This is a genomic window from Streptomyces sp. CRN 30, from assembly GCF_034105845.1.
The window spans coordinates 6,046-32,591 of sequence record NZ_JAVRHI010000015.1; the positions used below are offsets into that span (position 1 = coordinate 6,046).

Annotated in this window: 2 protein-coding genes (1 of these 2 running past the window's edge); both read left to right on the forward strand. The window is 76.6% G+C overall.

The window, feature by feature from the left end; translation table 11 throughout:
• On the forward strand, positions 1 to 360 hold the full coding sequence (locus UW392_RS01695) for a hypothetical protein (protein ID WP_320773017.1): 360 nt from the start codon (positions 1 to 3) through the stop codon (positions 358 to 360).
• Positions 360 to 26,546 carry the 5' portion of a hypothetical protein gene (locus tag UW392_RS01700; protein ID WP_320773018.1) on the forward strand. 6,795 nt of this gene lie beyond the right edge of the window, so 26,187 of the gene's 32,982 nt are visible here — the first part of the coding sequence; the start codon lies at positions 360 to 362; the stop codon falls past the right edge of the window. Before UW392_RS01695 ends, UW392_RS01700 begins: the two co-directional genes overlap by 1 nt.

The window sequence follows — 26,546 nt, forward strand, 5'->3', positions numbered from 1 at the left end:
GTGCCGGAGATCCTGCGCGTCGACACCGACGGTCTGGAGCGGGTGGCCGCGGTCATGGAGCCGCTGGCCGAGAAGCTGCGGGTGCTCGCCGAGGGCGTCGGACGCCAGCTCAACGCGCTCGGCGACCCCGCCGGCAACGACAGCTTCGGCCAGCAGTTCAAGGGCAAGCACGATCCTTCCGCACTGCTGGTCCTGGACGGGACGACCGGCGTGGGCAAGGCGCTGACCGAGGCGCAGACGGGGCTGCGGAAGACCGCCGCCGCGTTCACGACCGCCGAACTGGAGGCCACGCGGTCCACCTCGCGGCTCGGCACCACGATCGGCGAGGGAGGCAACTCGGGCGGCGGGGGCCGCCGCTAGTGGCCGAGGTACCCGAGGCGCTGCGCTGGGCCGCGTACCTCACCGGCACCAAGCTGCCGGAGGCGGACCCCGACGGGCTGCGCCGCCAGGGCGAGATCTGGGCCGACCTGGGCCGTCAGGTCGTCTCCTTCGTCGGGGAGATCAACACCGTCAGCGCCCAGGTGCAGACGCATCTCAGCGGCGGCTCCGAGGAGGCGTTCGCCGACTACATGCGGCAGCTGAACAGCACCCTGCCGGCGCTGTCGAAAGCCGCGGACAACCTGCGGGTGATGAGCGACGACTTCGCCCTCCAGGTCGAGCACGCCACCAACCTCGTCATCGCGATGCTGTCGTGGATGCTGGTGGAACTCGCGTTCCTGATGAACTCGCTGTTCGGCATGGCCGCCATCCCCGCGGTGATCACCGGCGTGCGCCAGATCGTCCTGGCGATCCTGAAACGGCTGCTGCTGTCCGCGGCGGTGGGCACCGGTGTCATGGCCGGCCTGGAGACCCTGCTCCAGGTGATCGAGATGCTCCAGGGGCACCGTCACAACATCGACCTCAAGGCCATCGGTGACATGGCGATCGGCGGCGCGATCGGTGGCGCCGCCTTCGGCGCGCTGTCCGGCATCGGCCGGGTGGTGGCGCCGCGCGGCTCCAACACCTTCATCGGCCGGGCCGTCATCGGCGGCGCGGCGGGCGTGGTCGGCGGCGCGGCCACCAACGCGGCCATCGGCGGCGAGATGGACCTCGGCCTCGCGGCCCTGGGCGGCGCGGCGGGCGCGGCGCTCGGTTCGCCCGGAACGGGCGGGGGCCGCCGGTCGAACGGCGCGGACCCGGACGGCGCCCTCGCGGATGTGGTCAAGTCCCTGCCGGACGACGGGTCGTCCCTCGGGGGGACGGGCGCGGCGGGCGGGACGTCCGGGACGTCCGGGACGTCCGGGATATCCGGGACGTCCGGGGCGGGCGGGCAGAAGGGCACGCCGATCGCCGACTCGCTCGTGGTGACGCCGGGGAAGGGGACGGGGGGCGACGCGGCGCCGGTGTCGTCGACACCGACACCGACACCGACATCGACGTCGACGTCGACGACTGTGTCGACCGTGTCGACCGCTTCGACGGGACCGGTGGTCACCACGAGGTCCGCCGGGCCGGCGGTGGGCTCGGCGGCGAGCGCGGCCGAGGTCGGCCCCGGCGCACCGGGCGGGACGCGGGCGACCGGCGACGACGGCTCCCGCACGGCGACGAGCCCCGTCGGTACCAGTGTGTCCAGTACGGCGGGTACGGCTGAGGGGGGTCCACGGCCGACGCGGGACGGGCTCCCCGGCTTCGAGTCGGGGGCGGCACCCGAGGGCACGACGGTCCGGCCGGACGCCGGGACCGGCACACCGCCGTCCACCGCCACGGCAGGAGACGGCAGCAGGGCGGTGACCGGGTCCGGCACTCCTGACGCCGTGACGGCGCCTTCCGGTACGGGCGGTCAGGGCACCCGCGTGGCCGACACGGGCGCGGGCGCCGTCGAGTCCACGACCGGCCCGGCACCCGGCAGCGCCGGGCCGGTCCGGACCGCGGAACCGGGCGTCACGACGACGCCGGGCGCCGACACCGCGCAGCGCGCGGCCACGACGGCGGACGTCGGTGACGGCGGGTCCGTTTCCGGTACGGCCGCCGCTCCCGCCCCGGTCCGGGGCGGGGAAGCGGTCCCGGGGACCGACGCGCCGGTCCGGGCGGCTGATCCGGGTGCCGGGACCACCGGGGTGTCCGGGTCGTCCGGGATCAGCGGTGCCGCTGAGTCGTCCGGGCCGTTCGGGACCACCGGCGGGACCGGGGAACCGGTCGCCACCGGCACTGGCACCGGCACCGGCACCGGCACCGGCACCGGTACCGGTACCCCGGTCTCCGCCGCCGGGCGGGCCGACGCGGCGGCGCCCGGTCCGGTCCGGCAGGACACCTCGGCGACGTCCGCTCCCGCCGCGACCACCGCGCAGCCCCGCCCGAGCACCGCCACCCCGAGCACCGCCACTCCGGCGCCCGCCGCCCCGGGAGCCGTGCGTGCCGGTACGGGTGAGGCCGGTCCCGCGCCCGTCGTCCGTACAGATTCCACGACCGCACCGGCCGCTGCCGCACGGCCGGCCAACAGTGCGGTGAGCGGCGTGAGTTCGGGCCCGGCGGGCGGCACGGCGGCCACCGCGGGCCCCGTCCGGCCCGGTGCGGGCGACATGAGCGGCGTGTCCGGTCCGGGCCGTACCGCCGAGACGGCCACCGCACCCGATCCCCGCCCCGGCACGGGAACCACGGCCACGGCCACGCCCACGGCCACTCCCGCGCCACGACCTGGCACCGGCGCCCCCGACCCCACGGCCACCACCGCCCGTACCGTCTCGGACGCGTCGGCCCGTACCGCCCCGGGCACACCTGCCCCTCGCGCCACGGAGACCCCCGCTCCCCGTGCCACGGACACTGCCGCCCCCCGTACCACCGACACCCCCACCGCCCACACCACCGACGCCCCCACCAACCGCACCGAGACCTCGCCCCCCGGTGACCGGGGCACCGGAGCCGGGAGTGCTCGTGAGGACGCCTTGCGCTCCGCTCATGACGAGGCGGGGGTGGCCGCCGACGCCCGGCCGGGGCTCGACCGTCTCGACGGCGACGACCCCCCGGCACCCGGCGTCGCTCCCGACACCGTCGGGGGGAGGCCGGCGGAACCGTACGTCTTCCGGGGCGACGACCCGGAACTCGCGGGCCGTTGGCGGGAGGCGCAGGACGCCGTCGTGGGTGACCACCGCACCCGGTTCGAGGTCGAGCAGGAGGCGCACCGGCGGGTGCGGGAGGCGTTCGACGCCCATCTGGGCAATCCGGAACGGGTCTTCCCCGGTCCGCACACGGCGGCCGCGCCGGACGGCAGCGGCGGCCGGACGGTCACACGGTCCGGACGCGAGACCCCGGCGGACACCGACCCCGAAAGCGCCGGCGGCGAGTCCGTGTTCGCCGCCGGTGAGGAGCCACCGTCACCCGCCGGCCGGGACGGCGGGGACGCGTGGCGGCAGGACGTCGCGTCGTGGTTCGAGGAGCGCTGGCGGCCCGACTTCGAGGCGTACCAGCGCGGCGACATCGCCCGCTCGGAGTTCGTCACGCGGTTCGACCGCCTCTCCGCCGGGCTCCGCGACGACTTCGAGATCACCGCCGCCGCACGGCTCGCGCACGACGGTGCCCTCCGGTCGTTCGACCGGCTGGCCGGTACCGGCCTCGCCCCCCTGCGGGCCGCCGACGGCGACACACCCGACACGGTGCTGGAGCGACGGCGGAAGGCGACGCAGGACGGCGACGGCGCCTACGCGCACTTCCCCGAGGAGGTGCGGGCACGCGCCCGGGACGCGTTCGCGGCGGACGCGTCACGCGAGGTGTACCGCGTCGCCGAGAGCCTGCGGGCCGACGAGGGCGACGCCTTCGAGAGCCTGGACATGAACCGGCTGCGGGACGGGTTCGACACCGGGATGCGCGAACTCGACCAGGGCCTGCGGACCCGTCTCGAACTGGAGGCGGCCGCCGACGACCTCTTCCTGCGGGCCGTGGACGCCGCCCGGGTGGAACGCCCGACGGCCCGTGGCGACGACGACGCTCCGGCCTCCTGGGTCGACCGGGCCCGCGAGGAGTTCCGCGCGGAGTTCGACGAGCTGACCCGTACCCTCCCCGGTGACGAGAACCGGATCAGCCGCCGGGCCGCCCACGACGAGTGGGTGGAGCACCGGGACGCCATGGAGACGCGGCTGGCGGACGCGCCGGGCCGCTGGACCGCCCGCCTGCGCGCCCTGGCAGTGGAGGAGGGCCTGCGCACGGAGACGGCCGAGCACGTCGGGACGGCGCGCGCGGAGTGGCTCGCCTCGAACGGGCGGGACCCGGGGGAGACCGCCGGGATCGACACGGACGCGGTCGTCGCCGGGCACCGCGCCGACCTCGCCGCCGAGGGGGAGAAGTTCCTCGGCGGACGCCGGGCCCGGGAGCTGTCCGCCGAGGACTGGCGGGCGTACTCCTTCCACATGCGGCAGGCCCAGCACCGGCTGGTCGAGGAACTCCCGGCCCGGCTGGACTTCCAGGCCGGACTGGAACGCGGCCTCGCCGAGGCGGACCTGATGGCCGACCGCCTCGACGCGGACGGACCCGGCGCGCGGCGCGCCCGCGAAGGGCTGAAGGAGGACGTCACACGCGTCTTCGGGCAACTGGCCGGCCGCGCGGACGACGGCACCTGGACGCGGGAGCGGGTGGCCGACGGCGAGACCGTCCTCTTCCGCGACTACCTGCCGCTCGCCCGGAACTCCCTCACCGACCGGGTCCGGCTGGAGTACGGCATGGAACGCGCGCTGCGCGAGGGCGGCGAACGGTTCCACGGCCTGACCGCCCACCGCAGCGAACTGACCGAACGCGCCCGGCGCCGCTTCGACGTGGCGGAGGAGACGTACGACCGCCTCGCCGACGACTTCCGGCAGGACTGGACGGACCGCTACCACGACCTCTACGGCCCCTCCGAACGGGACGTGCGCGGCTGGCTGGAGCGCGAACGCGACCACACGGACGCCTTCCGCGAGACCGTGCGCCTCGAGTGGGACGCCCTGCGGGAGGAGACGGAACGGCCGTTCGGCGCGGCGGAACGGGCCCGCGCCGACGCCGCCCGCGAGGCGGCCCGGCAGGAGAACGCCGCCTGGCGGGGCCAGGTCGTCGCCAACTTCCAGGGCTTCCTCGGCAAGAGCGCCGTACTGGAGGAACTCGCCGGACAGGCCGAGATACCGGCCGGTCAGGTCCGTACGCCGCGCGTCCTCCAGGAGTACCAGCGGGAGTTGGCGGAGCTGCGGTCGTGGTTCTCCCGCGAGTGGGACGCCGCCGCCCGCAACACCTCACCCGAGGAGGAAGCCGCCGCCCGCGACGCCCTCGGCAGCACGGCCCGGGACCGCTGGGAGACGCTGGCCCGGCAGACCCGCGAGCGCGACGAGGCGTACACGGCCCGGGACCGCGAACCGTCCTGGACCCTCGACCTCACCCGCCTGGAGATCAGCCGCACCTCGCCGGAATCCTCAGGCCCGCCCGAATCCCATGGCGGGCCTGGGACGGCGGCCCGCGGCGGCGACACCCCGGACCAGGCCCAGACGCAGCAACTGCTGAACCGGCCGGAGGAGACCCCCACCGCCGCCCGCGCCACCACCGACCCCGCCCCTGCCCCCGCGCCCCGCCCGGCCGCGGCCACCCGCGCCGCCGACGCCCCGGCCACCGAGGCGCTCGCGGACCTGCGCGACGCCGTACGGACCCGGGACCACGCCTATGGCGAGTTCGCGGCCCGCCTCACCGACCACCCCGAACTGCGTTCCCCCACCGCGGCGGACCGCGTCACCGCCGTACGGGAGGCGTTCGCCGACGCCTGGACCGAGGACCGTACCGCCGGACCGGCCGGCCTCACCCCCGGCCGCACCCGCGCCCTGGAGGACCTCGCCGCGCGCCTGCAGTCGGTCCGGGCCGACCTGGCCGCGCGCGGCCGGAGCCGCCTGGTCTTCGACAGCGAGGTCGCCACGGTCCTGTCCGACCGGTCCGCCCCGGCCTTCGCGGACTCCACGGCGGCCGTCGCACTCGCCGACCGGTTCCACGAGGCACTGGACGGGGAAGAGGCGCCGCCGCAAGTGGTCCAGGAGTACCGGGAGCGGTACGCCGAGGCCCACCGCGCGTGGCAGACGGAGCGGCGGGCGCACGCGGCCTTCGACAACGCCCTGCTGGTCCGGGACGACCGGGGCGACCGGGACGGCGCCGGCGGCCGGGTTGACCTCGCCGACGGCTGGGCCCGCTCCACCGGCCCCGAGCGCCGCTGGTACGCGCGGCAACTCGCCCAGATGCGGGGCGAGTACGCCGCCGAGCGGGCCGAGATCATGACCGTCGCCGACGAGACCGTCCGCGGGGAGCGGCTGCGACAACTGGACGAGGACACCCGCCAGGCCGTGCTGTCGCAGCAGGCACACGCCCGTACCGCCGTACTGCTGGAGCAGGCGTTCGCGGACCGCACCGCCGGGTTCGCCCCCGGCCGGGACTGGGACGCCGGCCTGACCCGGTGGTACGAGCGGCAGCGCGGCGAACTGACCGAGCCCCTGCGCGGACGGCTCGACCTCCTGCCCGCCCAGGCCCGGACCGAGGCGTTGCAGCGGCTCACCGCTCAGCTGGAGGCCCTGCACGAGGTCGCCCGGACCCGCCACCTGACGCACCAGGAGTTCGCGGGGCTGACGGGAGAGCGGTCCGAGACGCGGCTGACACTCGCGCACGAGGACACGGCCCGGTGGGCCCGGGACCGGATCGACGCGCTCCGCCAGGAGTACACGCGCACGGCCGAGGCCGCCCTCGCCGCCGAGGACACCACCGTCCCGGCACCGCTCGTCGCCGCGCCCGGCCACGCGGCGGCGGACGACTGGCGGGTGCCCGCCTGGCGCGACGCCCAGCAGGACCTGTACCGGCGCTACGCCGAGCAACTCGCCGAACAGAGCGACGAGCAACTCGCCGAGCAACTCACCGAGCAGAACGCCGAAGAGGCCGGTGGCGCGGACGCCGCCTTCCAGGAGTGGTCGCGGGAGTCCGGTCTGCGGCTGACCGACGAACAGCTCATCCGGGTCCACGACCGGGCACTACAGGAGTTCGGCCGCTTCACGGCGGCGGAGCGACGGGCCGACCCGGTCTCGGACAACGACGACGCGCTCCGGCTCGCCCTCGACACGGCCGCCGCGTGGGAACTGGGCGCGGCCCGGGGCGAGGCGGCCTTCGACACCACGTTCCGCACCGTGTGGGGCGGGCAGGTCACGGAGACGTGGCGCCGGAACGTCACCGCCACGGACCGGGCGCCCGTCGCCCTGAGCGCCGAACTCGTCGGCGCGGCCGAGGAGGAGGTCCGCCGGGAGTTCCGCGCGCGGTGGGACGAGGCGCTGCGGGAGACGCTCACCCCGGTGACGGCCCGGACGGAACTGCCCGGCGCGTACCGGGAGGCGGCCCGGCGGCTGCGCACCCTGCTCGACGCGGTGCCCGGCCGGCTCGACCACCACGTCCTGCTCCACGGACACCTCGAACGGCTTCACGGGACGGCCACGGATCTGGCGGCGGACCTGGCGGCGGGCCTGTCCGGCCGGCTGGACGCGGAGGCGCGGGAGGTGCTCTCCGCCTTCGGTGTCGAGAACACGGACGAGGACGCGGGTGAGGTCAGGGGTGAGGTCAGGGGTGGGGTCACGGGCGTGGCCGGGGGCGGGTCCGGAGGCGAATCCGGAGGCGTTCAGGTGTCCGCACCGGGACTCGCCCGCGTCCTCGACACCGCCGCCCGCGCACTCGTCGACGACTTCGAGCGGATCTTCCCGGTGCCTGGCGCCGCCGCCGGGACGGTCTCCGGGGGCCGCGCACTGCCCGCGGAGTGGCGGAGCCGCTTCACCGGCCTGCTGGACGCACTGCCCTCGCGGCTGGTGGTCCAAGCGGTCCAGGAGGCGGAGATCGTGCGCTCCGGGGAGGCGGTGGAACGGGCCGCCGCGTCCTGGTCCGCCACGGACTCCGGGGCGGGGCAGGCGTTCCTCGACCACTTCCGCGTCGACTTCGCCCAGCTGCGCCAACTGCACCTGCGGGAACTGGAGACGACCGTCGCCGCGGCGGTCAGCCACCGCTTCGACACCGTGGTCACCGCACCCGGACCCGTCCCGACGGCCCGGCGCGCCGAGCAGTGGCGTACCGCGTACGGCGAACTCACCGACCCGGAGCGGCTGCACACGTGGCTGACCGTCCGCCACGCCCGCGACGGGGTCACGGAGACGGCCGGCCGGATCTTCGACGAGCAGCTCCGGCGGTGGCGCGCCGCCCGTCCCGGCACGGTCCTCACCGAGGCGGACACCGCCCGCGTCCGGGCCGGCCTGGACGAACGGCTGCTGTCCGCCTACGACGCCCTGTTCACCGCGGGTCCCGTGACCCGCGAGGACCTGCCCGGACTGCTGCGCCGCTGGCGGGCCGTCCTGGCCGACCAGACCCGCACGCTGCCCGCGCACCTCGCCTTCGAGAGCGGCGTCGGACCGATGCTGACCGGTGTCGCGGAGTCCTTCGAGGCGCTCCGCGCGGAGCGGGAGTACGACGGCGACCGGCTCGACGACCTCGCCGCCCGGTTCCGTGCCGACGTCCTCGCCGCCTACACCTCGCTCTGGGCGCCCCAGCCGCTGTCCGCCTCCTGGGCCGCGCACGAGGCCGCGTACGCCGACTCGTTCAGCGCCGGCCGGTCCGCCGCCGCACGGTCGCGCCCCGCCGGGACGGTCGCCGTCGGGCCGGACACCGTACGGGAAACGGACACGGCCGTCCGGCCGGAGGGCGAGGCCGCCGTCCCCACCGGTGAGGTGCGGGACGTCGCCGCGTGGCTCGGTGTCCCCACCGACACGGCCGAAGCTCTGCTCGTCGCCGCCGGCGACCATCTCTCCGCCCCGCTGGAGATCGGCCGGGAACCTGCGGCCGAGGCCCGCCGCGCCGCCCGCCGGGTCGCCCTGGTCCGGATCGCCGAGACCCTGCACACCGAGGGTCCCGAGGCCGCCGAGCGCCTCGCGGACCGGCTGGCGGCCGACAACCCGGACCTGCGGGCGGCCGACGACCGGCTGCGCGCGGGCGCCCCCAAGCGCAGGCAGACGCCCCGGTCCACCGCGCCGCCGCAGAACCAGGCCGGTGGGAGCAGTCGGACCGGTGAGGCCAGCCGGGACGCTGAGGCCAGCGGGGCCGGTGGGAGCAGCCGGGCCGGTGAGAGCAGCCGGGCCGGTGGAAGCAGCCGGACCGGTGAGACGAGCAGGGACGGACAGCTCGGTCAGACCGGACGGACCGCCCCCCTCGCCCAATCCACCCCCCTCGCCCAATCCACCCCCCTCGCTCAACCCACCCCGCTCACCCAGCCCGCGCCCCTCGCCCAGCCCGTCCCGCTCGCCCAGCCCGCCCCGCTCACGCAGGCCGTCCGTACCCGACTCGACCGGGCCGTCACCTCCCTCACCGCGACGTCCCCCTACGACCGGGCGAAGGTGCTCAGGTGGGTCACCGACCTGGTGCAGAGCGCCGGCTGGCACGACCAGATGCCGGTCACGGCGCTGACCACCCTCGTCCACCTGGACCAGCGGTGGACCGACGAGACCCACCGCCCGCTCGTGCTCCGTACGCTCCAGCCCGACGCCGTCCACCTGGTCGAGCAGGCCGCCGGGAACGCGTGGCTCAACACGTTCCTGTTCGCCCACCCGGACATGCCGGACGTCCTCGCCTCCTCACCCGCCTTCCTGCGCAGACTGGCCGAACTGCCGCAGCGGCAGCCGCACCAGACCGGGATCTTCGGCCGTGAACCCGCCTACCTGGCGGCCCTGGTGGCCAAGACCCCCTCCGGCCGCCGCGACGTGCTCGACGCGATCGAGTCCGGGGCCCAGTGGACGGAGTGGCTCTTCGACCTGCCCGAGCTGGCCCACCGGCTCTCCGGCCAGACGGAACTGCTGCGCACCGTGGCGTCCGCGACGTCCCTGGCCCTGGCCACCCTCACCGCGCGCGTCCCGGAGGTCGCCGAGGCGCTGCCGAGGGCGGACCGGCCGGTGCTGCGGGCCGAGGTGCTCGCACAGGAGGGAGCCCTGCTGACCGGGCTCCTGTCGGCCGTCACCGGGCCCGTCCCGGCGCCGCCCGTCGACTACCGGCAGCTCTTCGCCCACGAGGGACTCCGCACCGCGCTGCGCTCGCACGCCGACCAGGCGTACGCCCTCTTCCACGTCCCGGGCCTGCTCACGACGGCGCTGCGGGACACCTCCGTACTCGACGTGCTGGCCCGGGACCAGCGGCTCGTCGACCTCCTGCCGGACGTGCCCGGTTTCGGGGCGCGGATCGCCCGGTCCAGGGAGCTGATCGAGGCCGCGGCGGGCAACCCCGCGGTGGCCCGGACGCTCTCCCACGACCCGCGGGCCTTCGACGCCGTCCCCGACGACCGGCTGGCAGCCGCTCTCACCGAGGCCACCGACCCACCCGGGACGTCGCCCCGGACCGCCGCGCACATCACCCGGGACACCTCGGCGCCGGAGGCGCTGCGCGCGGTCGACCCCGTCGCGGACACCGTGCTCGCCGACCGGGACCTCGTCGGCGTCCTGGAGGGCGAGAGGGGTCTCGCGGCGGCGCTGACCCGGCACCCCGGTCTGCTGCCGGAGCCCCATCAGTACCGTCGGCTGCTGCGGCCGGGCAGTGCCCGGCTGCGCGCCCTGGTGGCAGGCGGCACGGAGCCCGAGCTGTTCGCGCCGGGCGTGCTCAACACCGTCCTGCGCCACTCCGTGCTCGAAAGCTCCGCGGTCGGCGCGGGCGGACCCCGCGTCATACGGCGGCTGGCGGCGTTCCTCGCCAAGGGCCCGGCCGTACGGGACGCCGTCTACTGGAACCCGAGCCTGGCGAACACCGTCGACTCCTTCTCCGCCGTCGACTTCCTCCACCGGCCGTTCGCCGGACTGGAGTCACGCATGCGGACCGACGACCGCTTGCCGGCCCTGATGCGGGTGCCCGGCAGCGAGGTGATGCTCAACGCGCTGCGGGACGTCCGCGAGGAACTGGCGGAGGCCGTCGTCGAGAACGGCGGAGCGCTGCTGACGCTGTTCGTCAGGAACAGCCGCGCGGCCGCCGCCCTGACCGAGCCGGCCTTCCTCGCCCACCTCCGCGCGCATCCGTCGCTCGTGCGCGAGCTGGCCGGACGGCCCGGACTGCCGCTGTCCGTGCAGCACTGGAGGCGCCTGTACGGCGACCGGCGGACGACGACCGTACTCGGCAACCGCGGGGACGCCCGGGAACTGCTGCTCGCGGCCCCCGAAGCGCTGGCGGAGGCCGTCGTCCGGCCCACGTTCGCCCTCGCCCTGCACCTCGGGCAGCTCGACGACGCACTCGCCCGGGTCGCCGAGACCAAGAGGTCCGCGAAGAACAAGAAGAGCCGCGCCTGGATCAACGACCTGCTCGGCGCCGTCCGCGCCCTCGGCGACCCCACGGTGTCCGTGGAGGGCATCGTCTTCCAGCGGCACGACTTCTGGCTCGCGGGCCTCTTCCAGCTCACCGAGCGAGAGGCCGAGACGGCACTGCGCACCCGGCTCGGGAACGACGCCGCCGATCTCGCGACACTCGTCGAGGTGAACCGCGAGACCCGCGGGCACCCGCGTCTCCTCGACCTCGCCAGGGCCCGGCCCGCGCTGGGCGCCGCGCTCTTCCGCAACGCCGAACTGCTGCCCGCCCTGCGCGACCGCAAGGCGCTCCTGGACCTCGTCGCCGACCCTGCGGACTTCAGCCTCGCGCTGATCCACGCGGAGGCGTCGTTCACGCACGCCCTGCGCACCAACGACTACCTCTACCGCCTCTTCGTCACCGACCGCCGCAACCGCCTCTGGCTGGCCGACAACCCCCACCTGCTGGCCCGGTACGTCAACAGCCCCGACCTCGCCCGGCTGACGCTGTACCACGGCCACCTCACCAGCCGGCTCTCCAGCGCCGCCGACGAGACGCTGATCACGAGGAGCAACGACTTCGTCCGCGCCGTCGCCGACGGCGGTCCGGTCTCCGACACGCTGATGGACAACCCCGAACTCCGCCAGGACCTGGCGCGGTTCGCCGCCAGGCCCGGCGGCGGGGCGGTGGTCCGCGCCACGGTGAGCAGCCTGCCGCTGCTGCGGACCCTGGCGAGCCGCCCGGACCTGCTGAGCGTCCTCGGGGCGGTGCCGGGACTGGCAGAGGCCCTCGCCGACAGCCCGGACGCCCTCACCACCGAGGAGGGCTACCGGAAGCTCCTGGACAACCCGCCGCTGGCCAGTCAGCTCATCCGGCACCGCGCCCAGATCCCGGTCGTGCTGGGGGACAGAGCGCTGGCGGAGACCGCCACGGCCGCCCCGGACGTCGTGGCGGCGCTGGCGGCCGACGAGGACGTGGCCCGGCTGCTGCGGCGCCGGCCGGCCGTCCACCGGCTGCTGCGCGACCACCCTGACCTCGCCGACGGGCTGGCCGGCACCGGCTCCGGGCTGCGCCGGGCCCTGGAGTCGGTACGGGGCCTGCCCGAGGCGATGACGGAACTCCCGCGGCTCCGCCAGGACATCCAGCGGGCACCGTGGCTCACGGAGGCGCTGCTGCGCAGCCACCGCCTGCTCGACGCGGCCCGCGCCGACAGCGGCCTGTGGCGGGCCGCGCGAGCCGACCGGGTGCTCTCGGAGGCGCTGACCGCCCCGCTCGTGCGCCGCCTCGCCCACCGCCGGACGCTGCTGTCGGCCGTCGTCGCACACGGCTCCGCGCCCACCGGGCTGGACGCCGCGGGGACCCGGCGGCTGCTCTCCGACACCGAGCTGACCGGCTTCCTCGACAACGAGCCCGAGTTCACCGCCCGGTTCCTGGCCACCCCGGCCTGGCTGGAGCACGCGGTGCGCGAACCCCGCACCACCGGCACCCTCCGCTCCCTGGCACGGGACGGAAGGCTGCGCGAACTGGCCACGGCGCCCGCACCGGAGCCGCTCCTGCGCGCGCTCGACGAGAACACCGGACCCGTCGGGGCGACGGCCACCGTGCCATCCGTCGGGGCGACGGCCGCCGAGCCATCCCTCGGGGCGACGGCCATCGTTCCACCTGGCCGGGCGGCGGCGACCCTTCCGCCCGGCCGGACGACGGCGACCGCTCCGCCCGGCCGGCGGCGCGAGGGGGCCGGTCCGAGGCAGCGCGCCGAGGCCACGGCCGGTGGAACGGCCGACCGGACCGCCCGCACCTCGGTCTGGGCCGAGGCCCTGGCCGCCGTGCCCGACGCCGCCGAACTGCTGCTGGACCCGGGGAGCACCGGGCTGGCCGAGGCCCTGTCCGGCCACCCCGAACTGCTGCCCCTGCTGCTCGGCGCGCCGACCGTCGTCGAGGACCTCAGGAACGACCCCGCGCTGTGGCGCGACTACACCTTCGCGCCGTTCCTCGGCACCTCCGAGGCCGCCCTCGTCGCCTTCGAGACCGACTTCCACCGCTGGCTGGACGGTCTCGGTCTGGTCCTCGAAGGCAACGACCACGCCCGGGTCACCGAGGCGGCGCGCACGGTGTGGACCCGCGCCCGCGCGGAACGCGACGCCGAACGGGCCCGTGAGGCCGCCGAGGTGGAGCGGCGGCTGACCGGCTTCGCCCCGCACGACAGCGGCACCTGGGAGTACAGCGGACGCCTGGTGCACGCGGCGCACGTACGCCCCGACCGGCTCTCCGCGGACCGGCTGCGGGTGCTGAGCGAGGTGGCGTCCGGAGCGCGCCGCCCCCGGGAGAACGCGGTGCACGCCAACAAGGCGCTCCACGTCCACCTCGACGGCGGCAGCGGCGGGGCCTCCCTCGCCCACGTCCTCGCCCCCGACGGCCGGGTGGACACGCTGGTCTACGCCCTCAGCACCTCCCGGCAGGGCAACAGGTACCAGTGGGAGGGACACGGCGGACGGTACGTGGACGGTCCGCTGGAACTCGACGCCGTACTCAACGCACCGGCCCTGGTGACCTCCACCGAGCTGGTCCGGGAAGCGGCGGCCCGGCGCACGGCCGCCCCCGTACCCGCCGCCACCGCCATCGCGACCAGGGGCAAGGGCAGGGCCGGTGCGGGCGCCGCCGAGTCGGCCGTACCGCCCCTGGTCACCGACCCGGCGCTGACGCGGCTGACGACCGCGCTCGCCGCCTACCACGCGGCCCTGACCGAGTACGGCGCCGCGCGGCCGGCGAGGAACGCGGCGCGGGCGCTGACCAGGGCGCAGGGCCAGGTGGAGGAGGCCGGGCGGGCCCTGCGCGAGCTGGGCCTCGACCCCGGCGCACGGGACACCGGCACCCTGCCCGCGGGGGTGGCCCGGCTGCGCATGAGCTCCACCGGTCCCCGCGGTCGGCGAACCGGCCGGGACGCGGGAACCACGGCGGACCGGCACCACGGAGCGCCCGTGACCGCGCCCGTGACCGCGCCCGCGACCGCGCGGCGCGTCTCGCCTGCCCCGGCCGGCACGGTGTCCCTGCACGACCTCGACCTGCGCGGCCTGCTCGACGGCGCGGGGCGGCTCGCCGGGTTCGATCTCGTCCCCACCTCCGACAGCGGCACCCGGCAGGTCCGGTCCGCCGACGGCGGCTCCGTCTGGCGCTTCGACTACGACCCCGGCGTCCCCCCGGCCACCGCGCCCGCCGTCCTCGCCTACCGGGGCGGGGAGCCGCTGCGGGTGACCCCGCACGCCTTCGCCGACCTCGTCGCCCGCCACCGGTTCCAGCCCGGCCCCGTCTGGCTGGTCGCCTCGCACGCCGCCCGGTTCGGCCTCGACCTGGCCAGGGTGGTGGCCGACCGGACCGGCGCCCGGGTCTACGCGCACACCGGCCAGGTGGATTTCTTCGAGACGCCATGGGGCGACCTGGAGGTGCGGGCCGTCGACAGCGCCCGGGACGACTCCGCCGCGGGCAGCTGGGTGTACGTCGATCCCGAGACCGACCGCACGGCCGACGGGACGCAGGGTGCCGACGGGACCGACCGGGTCGACGCCGCCGACGAGACCGGGCCGGAGTACTACGTCACGTCCGTGACCGGTGAGCGGACCCACGTCCGCGCCCTCGCGCTGACCCCCCTCGCCGACCCCGAGGGACGGCTGATCGGCCACACCTCACTGCCCGACGGTCAACTCGCCCCCTTCCACACCGCCTTCGCCACCCTGCCGCGCACCGAGCGCTACGAAGTCGTGTCCGACCGCGGCGCCCGCTACGGCCTGACCGGCGTCAACCCGTGGACCGGCACCGGCCCCCGGCACCTCCTCGTCGCCCACGGCGTGCCCGACGCGCCGCACACGGAGCTGATGACCCGCGACGGCCGCGTCCTGGCCTTCACGGGCGACCAGGTGGCGTCCGTCCTGCGGCGCCGCGCCAGTCTCCGCGCCCTCCGCGCGGGCGCCGCCCGCCGTACGGACAGCGCCCTGATCGTCGTGACCTGCTACGCCGCGACCACGACGGCCGCCCGTCCGACGGCATACGTCCAGCACCTGGCCGACGGGCTCGGCCTGCCGGTCACGGGGCCGACGGGAGCGTTCCAGATCGGCTTCGGCCGTACCTTCCTGGTGCCCTCGGGCGGCGTGGCCGGCTGGCGGACCGCCCGGCCCGGCGAGCGGACGACCGAGTTCCAGGGGTTCACCGCGCTGAGCGACTCCGAGGTCCGGGACGCGCCCGGGGACGCCGAGCCGACCCTCTCGCTCTCCTCCGTGCCGAACCCGCCGGACCTGTCACCGGTGAACGCGCCGAACCCCTCGGCGAACTCGTCGAGCAGCGACCTCCCCGGGGCGGGACTCCTGGAGCCGCGCCCCGCCCGCCCGCCCCTGCCGAGCCTCACCGGCCTGCTCACCGGCCTCGACCTCGGCGTCCCGCCCGACCGGCGCCCCGTACGGGAGCAGCCCGTCACCCCGGTCGCCGCGACGGACCGGCGGAGCCGGGACGAACGCGATGCCGGACTGGTCTTCGCCCCGCCGCCGTACGCCACGGCCCGGGACGCGGGCCGGGGCGCCGGTACGGAGAGCTACGCCCTCGTCGGCGACCGGCTGCCGGCCGCCCTCCGGGACGGCGTGCTCGGCCTGGTCCCGCCGGCGCTCCGGGAGGAGACCGGCCGGCAGTGGGACGCGTACCTCTCCGCCACCGACCTCGACGGCGCCCTGCGCGAGGCCGTCGCCGACCGGCTGACCGTCGTCCTGCGCCCGTCCGGCGGCCCGCTCGCCGTCACCGTGCGGCTGCGGCCCGGGGACTGGACGCAGCTCACCGATCCGCGCGGCGAGCCGGCCGGTGCGCCGGGCGCCGAGGACGTCCTGCGCGACCTGACGCGGCGGCCCGCCACGGGCCAGGCCAGGAGCTGGCGGGAGAGCACCGCCGCGGACCGCACGGTCGACCACAGCCTGCGGCCCTACCTGACGCTGCCGTTCTCCCAGGCCCTCGCCCATGTCCCCGGTGCCGGGCAGGTCGAGTCCCTCGCCCGGACCCTGCTCGGCGCCCTCGCCAAGAAGACGGACTACAGCACCGTCACCTCGCTGGGCCACACCCGGACCGTCCGCCCGGCCTCCGCGCCCCGGGAGGTCCGCTTCCTCTACGACGTCGAGGCGGAGCTGGAGGTGCGGCGGCCCGGCCAGGACGCGCGGCGCACGGAGACGGCCGTCCAGCGGGCGCTCGTCGCCACCTACCCGCGCCGCTCCGTGCGGGGGCTGCCCGGCCCGGCCGGCACCCGCCACGCCACCGCGGGTTCCTGGACCACGCTCTCCGACGAGACGGCGACGGCCACCTCCGCCCAGGCCCCGGCGACGGCCACCGCCGCACCGGACCCGGCGGTGGCCGGTGCCGGTGTCGTCCTCCCGGCGCTGTCCTGGGTGGACTCGGTCACCGGGGCGGGCGAGTACCGGGCCGCGGTGACCGCCGCGGCCGACCCGGCCCTGGCCGACCCGGCGGCGCCCTCCCACGAGACGCTGGACGCCTTCGCCGGGGTGAGGTCCCTGCTGTCGGGGCTGCACGACGCCGCCGCGGGCGGACTCCACTCGGCGCCGCTGGTGACGCTCGACGGACGGACCGACGCGATCCGTGTCGACGCCGCCCTGTACAACCCCCGGCCCGTACCGGACAGCGACGAACTGGCCCGCGTGGACGTGGAGGACGTCCGCTCGGGCACCGCCGGCGCGGCGTCCGTCCAGGGCGACAGCACCAGTACGGGCGCCGGTCCCGCCGTCGCGCTGGCCGCCGCGGCCGTCGGCGTCCCGGCGCAGGTCCCGCTGCCCCGGCTCACCTTCGCCCGGTCCGTGCGGTACACCCGGCCCGGAGAGCAGGCGGGCGGCCTGGAGGTGCGCCGGCTGCGGCACACCGACGAACCCACCAGCGTGGTCGAGTTCGACGTCCGGGTGGAGACCCGCGCACTGTCGGGCCGCCCCGGCGCCACGGCCCGGATCACCGCCCGGATACGCATGCTGACGGCGGACGCCGCCCGCCTCGTCCCGGTCCCGGCGGGCGCCGCCGGCCTTGTCCCGGTTCCGGCGGGCGCCGCCGGCCTCGTTCCGGTTCCGGCGGGCGCCGCCGGCTTTGTTCCGGTTCCGGTGGCCGACGCGCGCACTCCGGTCACCGACCCGGAGACGGCGGTGCGTACCGCCCCCGGCCGGCTCCTGACGCTGCCGCCCTCCGCGGACGGGTGGCTGCCGCCCACCAGCCGCGTCGCGGAGATCGACCCGGCGGGCGCCGGGCGGGTCCTGCGCGGCGGCCTCGACCTGGTCCATGACCGCTTCCCCGGCTACCTGACACCCCGGCCGCAGCAGAACGCCCCCACCGGGGCCCGTACCGCACCGCACCACGTCACCAACCACCTCGCCCTCGCCCAGGCGTTCAGCCCGGCCGCCCTCGCCCGCCACGCCCACCTGCTGACGGGACAGGGCCACTCCGTCGAGCTGACCCGCCCCGGCGGGCCGGGCACCGAGCGGCTCCGGGTGACCGTCCGGGCGGCCCTCGAACAGTCGGACTTCACCTACACACGCTCCCGGCCCGGCCAGACGGAGGTGGTCCACGGTGTGTCGTTCGACCTGCTCAGCTCCGCGCTGCGGCGGTCCGAGGCCGCCGCCGGTCTCGGCCTCGACCTCGACCACGCCGACGGCGACGGGGACGGGGACGGGGACGAGGCACTCTCCCGGCTGACCGGCCGCATCGTGCCCAAGGTGACCTGGAGCCGCTCCGTCGACGAGACCGGCGGGTTCTCCGCGGCCGGTGCGCTCGGCGGCGGCGCGCTGTGGCTCGCCGAGTTCCGCGGCCCCGTGACGTTCCACATCAGCGCCGCGCCGGTCGCCGTACCGGACGACGCCGCCGCGCCGCCGGTGGAGGCGGAGCCGGTGACCGCCGAGGCGACGCTGGTCGTCCCCGAGGACCTCGCCCTCGAACGCGGCCCCGACGGACAGCACCGCAGCACCCTGGAGTTCGAGACCCGCGCCGACGGACCGGAGGCGGCCCACCGCGTGCCGCGTACGCCCGCCCCCGCGCCCCGCCGCTCCTGGCGTCCGGCCGCCGGCGAACGGCTCCCGCAGGACGCCCTGCACATGATCCGCACCGACCACCTGTTCCCACGGGTGGCCGCCCTCCTGGAACGCGTCGGCGTCCCCCGGCTCGACCCGGCGGACGAGGCCGCCCTGCGGACCTCCCTGACCGGCCTGGCCGCCCGCGTCGGCGACCTCGGCGAGGCCCCCTACCCCGTCTTCGGCCGGCCGCTGGGCCGCTCCGTCCTGGGCGGGCCCGCCCGCATGGAGATCACCGTGCGGGCCAGGACGGCCGGACTGACCGCGATCGGCGAGAGCGACCACGCCTTCCACTACGACCACACGACCGCCACCGCGCTGCTCCGCGACACCGGGACCGACGAACGGGCGCTCCGGACCGACGCCGACGCCGCCGTCGGCGCCGCCACCGAGGACGACACCGCGCCGCTTCCCGGCAGCGGCGGAACCCGGCTCACCCTCGGATTCGGGCACAGCGCGCCCGTCACGTCGGGCCGCACCGTCAGCGGGCGCAACGACCGGACGCAGACCAGGACCGGCCGCCACGTGTGGGCCGAGGCCCCGGTGGAGCTGGAGTTCACCGCACGCCGCTGGGAGGAGGCGCCGCTCGGCCTTCTCGGCGGCCTCAGTTCCCGTCGCCACGGCCCGCGGGAGGCCGTCGACACCCCGCTGCGGGTACCGGGCCTCGCGCTGCTGCCGTCGGAGGCGGCACGGGAACGCGGACTGCTCGACCCCTCGGCGGAGACCGCGGAGACCGCGGAGACGGCGGAGACGACAGAGACGGCGGACCGGGCCGGTGCGGAAGCCGCACCCCACCTCGTCGCCCCCGCGAACGTCCTCCGCGGCGACGGCTTCGACCAGGCCGTCGTCCTCTCCGTCCCCGACCTCGGCCCCGCCGTCCACCAGGCACTGACCCGGCTGCGCGCACTCGACCTGCTCTCCCGGGAGCACGCCGACGCGGTGGAGACCGAGCTACGGAAGGTCACCGGCCGGCAGGGCACGGCGGCCCTGCTGGAGACCATGCTCACCGGCCTGCCGCTGCTGGTGCCCCACCGCAACGGCTACAGCACCGCCATGGCCCGCGTCACCCTCACCGCCGAACTCCTCGCCCCCCGCTCCGCCGGCCGGGCCGACGGCGCGTACGTGCTGGAGCGCGCGGACACGGCGGCCCGCGAGCGGGTGCGGACCACCACCCGGACCACCGGCTACGAGGGGCGGACGACGGCCGGCGAGACCTCGGACCAGGTCGACCTGGTCTCCGGTCTCGGCCCCGACGTCCTCAAGTCCGCGTCCTCGCACACCGACAGCCGGCACACCCGCGACGAGGACCGGCGCGGGGCCGGTGTGCTCCGTGTCCTGCGCCCGCACGTCACCGCGTTCGACGTACGGCTCACCGCCGAGATCGAGGCGCACCGCGCGTTCGCCGCCGTGCCCACACCGCTCGGCATGATGACCCCCCTGGTCGGCCGGCGCGACCGGCAGCCCCTGGGGGAGTGGCTGCTCCCGGGCGCCCTGCGCCTCGGCCACGAGGAGCGGCTCACCGGGCCCGGCACCACGGTGGCGCCCCGCCCCGCCACCGTGCCGGCTCCGGCGCCCGTGGAGTGGCGGCGGCCCGGTCCCGCGCTCCCCGCGGACGTGCTCCGCGAGGCGTTCGTCGGCACCGTCGGCGATCTGCGGGGGCTGCGCCGCGCGGCCGAGTCGCTGTTCAGCGGCCACGACCCGCGTACCGGCGCGTCGTACGCCGCCCACTCCTGGCAGGGCGGGCTGTTCCTGACCCACTCCAAGATCGCCGCCGTCTTCAGCCCGCCCTACCTCCACCGGGCGTTCCTCGAACTGGCCGCGGGCGGCACGCTGCACGAACCCGTGACCGTCCCGGGAACGGGCAGCGACCTCGCCGCCCGGCTGGAGATCTCCGCGCACGTCCAGGGGCTGCGCGTGCCGGCGTCCGCCCCCGGCGCGCACATACTGCCGGACACGGCCCCGGACGTACTGCCGGACACGGCCGCCGACGTACTGCCGGACACGGTCGTCAAGGACCTGGCCCGTTCCGTCCTCCTCCCGGCCGGGCGCCCCGGCGCCGAGGTGCGCCTCGGAGGCCCGCGCGGCACCGGCGCCGCCGCGCCGGAGGACGAGCGGGGCGACGCCGAGACACTTGTCCTCACGGACCCGGGACGCAGCCCCGGCCGCGGCTTCGCCCGGCTGGAGGCCGACACGGTCACCTGGCACCTCGTCCTGCGGCCGGCGAGCGGTGCGCCGCGCGCGGTACGGGCGATCGTGACCGGTCAGGCGGCGGTGCTCTACGTGCCGGCCGACCGCCTGGCCACGCTGCTGCACGAGGCGGCCCCGGGCCCGGAGAACACGGACACGGACACGGTCGCGTCCACGGATACGGCCGCGACGCCGGTGGACACCGAGGGCACGGACAAGGACAAGGGCAAGCGCAAGGCGGCGGACGCCGACCAGGAGGCGGAGCCGGAGCCGGGGTCGGACGCGGCGCACGACGACGACGGCGACGCCGACGCGGAGGCCCGCGCCGGGCAGGACTTCACCGAGGCGATGGCCGCGCTCGACCACGCGGAGCGTGCCCTCGCGGCGCTGGAGGCGCGGGAGGCCCACTCCAGCGCCGCCGGCTCGGCCGCTCTCGGCCGGGAGATCGCGGCTGCCGGGGACGCGGTGCGGCAGGCCCGGCGGCAGGCACAGGGCGCGGAGCGGCGGCTGGCCGAGGTGCTGGACGGGGCAGAGGCGGCCGGGAACCTCGCCCACCCCACCCCTACGGACGCCCGGCTCCGCGAGCGTCCCGCTCTGCTGGGCGCAGGCCCGCTGGACCGCTACCTCCGGCGGACGCGCGGCCCGGCCGGCACCGACCGCCCGGACGGGACGGAGGGGGCGGACGGGACGGACGGCGTCGAGCTGCGGCCCCTGCCGCGCACCGACCGGGACCGGCCCGTACTCCTGCCCAGGGAAGCCGTGGTGGGCGAGGAGGAGTTGGACGTCCTCCTCGCCCGTCAGGAACGCCGCGAGGCGGAGGCGGCAGCCGTCCGCACGGACGCGCGGGCCACCGCGGCCGGACGGGAACAGGGACCGGAGCACGGACCGGAACAGAGGCCGGAGCACGGACCCGAACACGCATCCGAACACCCCTGGTACGTCGACCACGGTCTCCTCGGTCACGCCGCCGTCACCTCCACCGTCGGCTACGGCGCCCACGACGCCGACCTGGCGGCCGGGGCGGTCGCCGACGGGCTCCCCGCGCGACTGGCCCCCTTGGCCGGAAGCATCACGGACGCGCTGCGGACCATGCTGCTCACCACCGGCCGGCACGCCTGGGATGACCTGCTGGCCCACGGCACGACCCTGACGGCCCACGGCCACCTGGTCTGGCTCCGGCCCGTGCTGGCCGACCCCCGCCCCGTACCGGAGCGGCAACGGGCGGACGGCGTCCGCGAGTACGGCGTCCGCTTCGCGACCACGGCCGCCTCCCGTGAACACGTCCGGGAGCGCGGCCTGGGCGTCGAGGCCGCCACCCTGCTGGGCTTCAGCACGGCCTCCGCGGTGGCGTCGTCGATGCTGCTCGGCCTGCCGCAGCTGCACGCCGCCACGTCCGCCAAGACCACCGACGTCCTGCGGCGCAACGTCATCGCGGGCCGCACCCTGTTCATCGCCGGGAACCGGCCGTTCACCGCGGACCTGCGGGTCCGCGTCTTCGTGGACGGCACCGAGCACACCCCCGACGTCACCGTCCGCCGGGGCCTGCGCGTGGAGTTCCCCGTCGAGTACACCGGCCCCGCCGCGCCGCGCCCGGACCTGGCACCGGTGACGGAGACCCCCGCTCCGCTCCCACAGGCCCCGGTCCCACAGGCCCCGGTCCCACAGGCCCCCACCCCGTACGGGCTCGACCGGCCCGTGCTCAACGCGGTGGACGTCAGTCCGGTGGTCGCGGCCCTGCACGGCGCGCTGCGCCAGTCCGGCCTCGACGCCCCCGCGGCCGAGCGGTTCATGACCGAGGCGCGCGCGATGCTCAACGAACGCACCGCCCGTACCCGCAGCCGCTGGTGGCTCACGAACGGCGACACCTCCGGCGTCATCGAGGTGCCGCTGGCCGCCGGACGGTCGGCGAGCGCGCGCCTGACGGTGCGGGCCGGCATCGACAGCCTCCAGTTCGCCGGCGTGAGCGAGAACGTGCAGACCCGCGACGACGTCGGACGCGGCTTGGCCCGGGGCACCGGACGCGCGACGAGCGACAAGGCCGGCGTCTCCTTCGGCTACAACGCGTACGGGTTCTCGATGCCGGTCACCGAGGGCGGCGCGGCGGGGTCCGGGGCGAGGGGCCTGCTGCCCCTGCTCGGCGTCGGGATCGAGGGCGGGTCCGGCAGCGGCGTGACGGTCACCTCCCAGACCCTCAACCACACGGTCCTGAACATGCGCGGCGACCAGGCCAGGTACCGGGCCCGGCTGCGCGTCACCGTGGAGGTCCGCACCGACGGCCGGTGGCGCGTCGCACCGGTCTCCCAGGTCGTCGAGGGGGAGATCGGGGTGCTGTGGCGCGACGGAGCGGGCGCCGCCGCCTTCGAACGGCGGGTGCTCGGCGCCGTACACACCCCCGGCCTGGTGCCACAGGCACCGTCGGTGCTGCCCGCACCGGTCGCCGCGCACCCCCACGTACGGGCCCTGCTGCGGGAGTCGGGCACCGCCCCGGCACGGCTGCCGGAACGGCCGGAGCGCATGGCGCCCGGCCGGACACGGACCCCGCACCCGGCCGAACCCGCGGCCCTCGCCGCGCGCCGGGGACAGGGTTTCGCGATGGCCCTGGCCATGCCCGGGTCGGAGCTGGTGGGCGAGCAACTGCTCCAGCGGCTGCGGGAACTGACCGGTCCCGCCGCGCGGCGGAGCACCGACTGGACGGCGGTCGAGGCCGACGTCAACCTGTTCTTCGGCCGGCCGGTGCTGGAGGCCGACCTGCCGTCCGTGCTCGCCGGGATCTCGCACACGGTGACCGTCGGCGGCACCCGGTACCGGCTGTCGGCCCGCGCCCTCCTCGGCGACCGGCTGGCGGGCGACAGCTACCCGATGACGGTCAACGCCCGCGCGGCCCGCACCGAGACCGTCACCGGCAAGCGCAGCACCGAGTGGGGCGCCACGGTCGGCGGTGGCGGCGGGGCGATCCTGCGCGTCGGCGACGGCTGGCGGCTGCGGCTCGGCGGGGTCACCGTCCGCGGCGGCGTCCAGCGGAGCCGCGACGACCAGTTCACGGCGGCGCACGCCGGCTACCGCCGCACCGAGACCGAGGGCACCGTCGACGAGCACGTCTACGACACCGTGTACGAGCTGTCCGTGCGCCGTCCGGACGCGGCGGCTCCCGGCCGCTCCGGCGCCGGGACCTGGTGGCTCGACCCGGCCGACCGGCTCGTCACCCAGATAGTGGTGCCACGTCAGCACGTGCCGGCCGCCCCGGTCGACGCGTCGACCGTCGCGGAACTGGGGCGGGTCACCTACCAGCGGGACTGGCCCGCCGCTTCGCGGCCGCGGCTCGACTTCGCCCGCGGCGGCACCGGCGGCCTCTACCCGGCGTTCCTCGTGGTGCCGGAGCTGACCCGCCTGATCGCGGGCGGGTACGCCGCACTCGCCGGACTGCCCCGCCAGTGGACCGCCGACCCGGGCAACTGGCCCGAGGAGTTCGCCGAGGCCACCCAGCCGTCCGTGCTCGCCGCCCGCCTCGGCGCCCTGACCACCGACGTGTACGAGGCCGTCCTGCCCAAGCGCGACGGCTGGCGCTACTCGGTACTGCTGCGGGTACGGGCCGACGCGCCCCGCGACCTCGGCCCGACGGCCGGGCCCACGGAGATCGAGCAGTACGCGCAGACGGCCGACAAGTCCGGCCGCACCGAACGCACCACGTGGCGGGCCGGCCTCTCCGCCACCGTCGGCCCGCAGTTCGGCGTGGGCGCCTTCGCCGGCAGCGGCAGCGGAAGCGGAAGCGTCAGTGGTGGCGAGCACGGCGAGCACGGCGCGCAGGGCGACGACGGCGCGGCGGTCCTGGCCCGGACCGAGGAGACCGGACACGGTGGTGCGGGGCACGAGGAGGGCGAGGAGAGCGTAGGGGCTCACGGGACGACAGCCGGCGGGTCCGGGCACGGCGGAACCGGAGCGCGGGTGGTCGCCCTGGCCCAGGCGGAGGCGAAGTGGGCCCGCGGCTCGGGCCGCGGCAAGGTGGCGGGCGTCGTGGAGATCAGCCGGGCCACCTACGCGGGCACCCCGCACGTCGTCCGGGCGTCGCCCGTCTTCGAGGTGACCGTGGTGCGCGCCAAGGGCGACCGCCGCGAGGAGTGGGTCAGGTACCTGCGCGTGGAGAAGGGCCTGGACATCCTCGTACCGGAACGCCGCCTGGAGGACCTGCTCCCGCCCACGCCTGCCCCGCCCGCCCCCGAGACGACGGCTCCCGCACCCGAAGCGACGGCTCCCGCCTCCGAGGCGATGGCCCCCGTCCCCGAGGCGGCGGCCTCCGCGCCCAAGGGGATGGCTCCCGCGCCCGAGGCGATGGCCTCCGCCCCCGAGGGGGTGGCCTCCGGTTCCGGGCAGCCGGTGCTTGGCCGTCGGCATCTTCTCGGTCGGCCGCTGCCCGGTGCCGTTCACCCGGAGGTGCTCCGCGCCGACGGCGTGCTGCGCGAGATCGAACACCGGCTCACCGCGCACGGCGTGCTGACCGGCACCGGCGCGGCCCGCGACCAACTGCGCCGGGCCCTGCGCGCGACCTTCTCCTCCGACGCGCTCCAGTCGCAGTTCACCGCGCTCACCGGCACCGGCGTCGCCCGCTGGTTCCCGGTCGCCGGCCCCTTCGGCACCACCCGTTACGTATGGGTGAGGGTGACGGCCGACGTGGGCCCGGCCACCTCCCACCGGTCCCGCAAGGAGATCAAGTTCACCCTGCGCTCCGAGGGGATCACCGAGGACGTCACCGGCACCGAGAAGTCTTTCAAGGCCGGTGCCGGCCTCGGTGTCCGCACCCGCTTCGGCACCCACGACATCCACGGCGGCACCGAACTGGAAGCCGTCTACGAGGTGGGCCGGGAACACGCGCACGAGGTGGCCCGGCAGGTCCTGGACATCGCCCGCGCCAACACCCGTGAGGCGTCGGAGGAGTTCGAGCACCCCCTGGACGTCCGTATCGAGCTGCGCACGGCGACCGAACCGCCCACCGCGCTCGCCGTACCGCTGGGCGCCGCGCACCAGGCGACCCGATGGCTGGCGCGGACCCTGCGCGCGGACCACGCCCCCCGCCTCTCCGAGCCGGTCCGCTGGGGCGTCCGGCACGACGACGGCCTCGGCGCTGGCCGGAGCGTCCCCGCCGAGGTGCGGCTGCTCGTCCCCGCGCACCTCACGGTCGAGTCGGACCTGCCCGCACCGCCGCGGGTCGTCCCGCCCGCGGTCGACACCGCACCCCGGTGGACGGCCCCGTTCGACGCGCCCGAACCGCCCGCGGCGCTCACCGACTTCCTGCACCCCTGGGACGTGCCCGCCGCCCACGCCGTGCGGCGCTGGGCCAGGGTCGCGTCGCACCAACCGGTGACCGCCCCCGACCTCACCCGGGAAGGCGCCCGGGACGTGCCCGGCCCCGACCCGCTCGGCATGGCGGGCGTCCGCTACGACCACCACACGTCGACGGGCATGCTCCGCGCCAACGTCGTGGCGCTGCTCCAGCACCGCTACCGGGTGCCGGTCGGCGGACGCACCGTCACGGTCGGGCTGGAACTGACGTCGGCGGAGCCGATCGGACCGGCCGCGGGCACCCCGTTCAAGGCACGCCGCTACCAGCAGGACCACGAGAGCCCCAAGAGCGAGGACAGCCGGTCCCGGGGCGGTGTGCTCTCCGTCGGTCCGGAGACCGGCGGCATGCCGGACGGCCACCGGCTGTACGAGCGGGTCACCGCCGACGTCGTCGACCGCGGCACGGAGCTGAAACAGGGCTTCGAGGCGGGCGAGACCCGGGAGAACAACCGCGAGGCCACCCGCGACTACCGCCACTACCTCCTGAGCGGAACGCTGCGCATCCAGCCGTCCGAGGGCGCCCGCCGGGCCCTGAGCGTTCCGGTACCCGGCGGCCTCTACGCCATGCTGCCCCTCGACGCCGAGGGCCGTCCGGCGGGCGGACTGGAAGAGTCCCTGCCGCACCTCTTCGGG